Annotated in this window: 2 protein-coding genes; both read left to right on the top strand. The window is 59.8% G+C overall.

The genetic code is table 11. The features are described 5' to 3' along the window. The first annotated feature begins 59 nt into the window (after positions 1-59). Complete coding sequence (locus WBV42_RS10000; protein ID WP_423985900.1) at positions 60-1,070, top strand: phosphate/phosphonate ABC transporter permease; 1,011 nt, start codon at positions 60-62, stop codon at positions 1,068-1,070. A 54-nt stretch (positions 1,071-1,124) separates the two neighbouring features. Beyond that, positions 1,125-2,485: PQQ-binding-like beta-propeller repeat protein (locus tag WBV42_RS09995; RefSeq protein ID WP_423985899.1), on the top strand; the 1,361-nt coding region annotated here is incomplete at its 3' end.

Raw genomic sequence — 2,485 nt, 5'->3', positions numbered from 1 at the left:
CGACCGGATCTATTACGGCGAATCACCGGAGGATTCGGCCATCAACAACATCGCATAACATGGCTACGGACATCACCGAAATCAAACAGCGAATCGAACACGAACAGCGCATCCGGCGAATATCCGGTGGCTTGGGAATCCTCACGGTCCTTCTGATAACCGGACTGGGGATGACCTATCTCGGCTTCCTGCTGGCGGACCTCGTCCGCCAGTTCGGAACGTGGATCAACTTTATCGGTGCGTTCCTCAAGCCCAACTTCGTCGATTTCACGAGCTATACTCACCAGCACGATATCGGCGGCCTTCGTGCGATCTGGGTCAGTTTCACACATCCACAGTATTTCGTCAGCACCATCACCGACGCGTCCGTTTCGAGCGGCTCCGTACTGGTTTCGGCGGCGTTCGTGACGATCCTCGTCGGCTTCTGTGGTACCGTGATCGGGTTTCCGCTCGCGCTCATCTTCGGTATCCTCGGCTCCGAACGCGTGACCCCGTTCCCGTTCAACTTCATCTTCCGCGGGGCGATGAGTACCATCCGCGCGGTTCCGGCGTTGGTTTGGGTGCTCATCTACATCCCGCTGACGGGCATCAACCCGTACGGCGCAGTGCTCGCCATCGCAACCGATACCATCGGCAACCTCGGACGGCTGTTCACCGACGAACTCGAAGAGATCGATAACGGGCCGATAGAAGCGATTCGATCGACCGGCGCGAAGCGCCCGCAGGTCGTCATCTTCGGCATGCTCAGTCAGGTGTCGAACTCGTTCATCGCGTGGACGCTCTACGTCCTCGAAATCAACACCCGAATCGCCGTCAGCCTCGGTGTCGTCGGTGCCGGTGGGTTGGGGATGTACATCAACCTCCGTCTGCAGACCGTAAGCTCCGCCTCGTACGCCCGTGCGGCGGCGGGACTCGTCACGGTCGTCGTCATCGTCGTGACCGTCGAACTCCTCTCCTCACGCATTCGTGCCCGCCTCCGCCCGGGCGAACACGAACGCTCGGGATTTTTCGAGACGATACGGGGACTCGGGGACACGAGCCGTTGGCTCGGTTCCGGCAACAAAAATTAATCCTACTCGTTCCAAATCTCCAACTATAAATAACTCCATCAACTGGGTTCGTGTATGAATCCCTCGCCCTCCTCCCTCTCCAGACGCGGATTTTTGGCGACTGCCGGAACGCTCGGGACGACCGTCGGTCTCGGCAGTGCACAATCGACGACGACCACGATAGGCACCACCACGTCCTCGAAGGACGCGCCGAAACCCGACTGGACGTTTCCGGAGAGTCCGAGCGATTCGTCTTCCGACGACGAAGAGACGGTTCGATTCGTCTATCCCATCATCGTGAAAGACGGATTACTCGTCGTTCTCAGCGCCTACGCGGGCGAGAATCGCGGACAATCACGCTATTCGCTTCAGGCGTTGAACCCGGACGACGGTTCCGTGGAGTGGTCCAACGATGATTATCGTCCGGTGACGCTCCCTGTCGTCGAGGATGGGACGGTCTATCTTTCGGTGCAGGTCGAACAGGGCGAGGGGTCATCCCGGCGGTTCGTGGCGCTCGACCTACAGACGGGGGACGAGCAGTGGCGCAGTTCGGTGTCCGCCGCGTCCTCCATGGTGAAGGTCGATGACAGTCACGTGTATCTGTTCGCGGAGCAGGACGCGCGATTCGTCGCGCTCGACGCGGAGTCCGGGAAGCAGGCGTGGACCTACGAAGTGGCGGGGGATTACGCCTCCCAGATTTTCCTCTTCGACGGCACGCTGTATTTCCACGTGAAAAGCGGCCTCTACGCGCTTTCGGCCGAGGACGGGTCCGAACAATGGAAACTACAGAGTTCGAACATCAGTTTGTCCTCCGTCACCGAAGAGGGGATATTCTGTCGTAGGGGTGATTCGTTCGTCGCTTTCGACCGCAAGAACGGCGACGAACTGTGGTCGGTGCAGGGCGGCGGTACCGCGACTGTCGAGGACGGACGGGTCTTCCTGTGGGGTGAGACGCTACGAGCCATCGATCCGGAGAACGGGTCGGTGGAGTGGCAGTACGACGATGTCCAATCCACCACTACCGAACCCGTCGTCGCCGATGGACTGGTTGTGAGCGTCAGTAGAGATGGAACGTTCACCGCGGTAAACACGGACGGGACCAAGGCGTGGACGTTCGAGACGGAGACGCAGGCCGACTACTACTCCACCGTTTCCGAGGTCAGCGACGGGAAGGTATACTCGATGATTGGACGAACGCTCTACGTCCTCTCCGCCGAAGATGGCTCCCTGAAGTGGTCGTTTTCCGCGGCGAGGAGGAGCATGCACATGCTCGTCACGTACGACAACGTCTTCTTCGGGACGTACGACGGTCTTTACACCTTCAAACGCCATCACTCGCTGCTCGACACGGCCATCGACGGGACGAGCGAATTTCTCACGTCCGCTCCCGGGTTGGGATTGTCCGGAATCCTCGTCGGAACGGCCGCGTTCGCGGC

Origin of the sequence: Haladaptatus sp. (genome assembly GCF_049589095.1) — an archaeon.
Classification (GTDB): Archaea; Halobacteriota; Halobacteria; order Halobacteriales; family Haladaptataceae; genus Haladaptatus.
Note: the sequence above shows the minus strand (reverse complement) of the source record. Positions and strands in the feature narration are given on the sequence as shown.

Coding starts and splice junctions, on each gene's coding strand:
- WBV42_RS10000 (WP_423985900.1), top strand. CDS start 60: ATGGCTACGGACATCACCGAAATCAAACAGCGAATCGAACACGAACAG.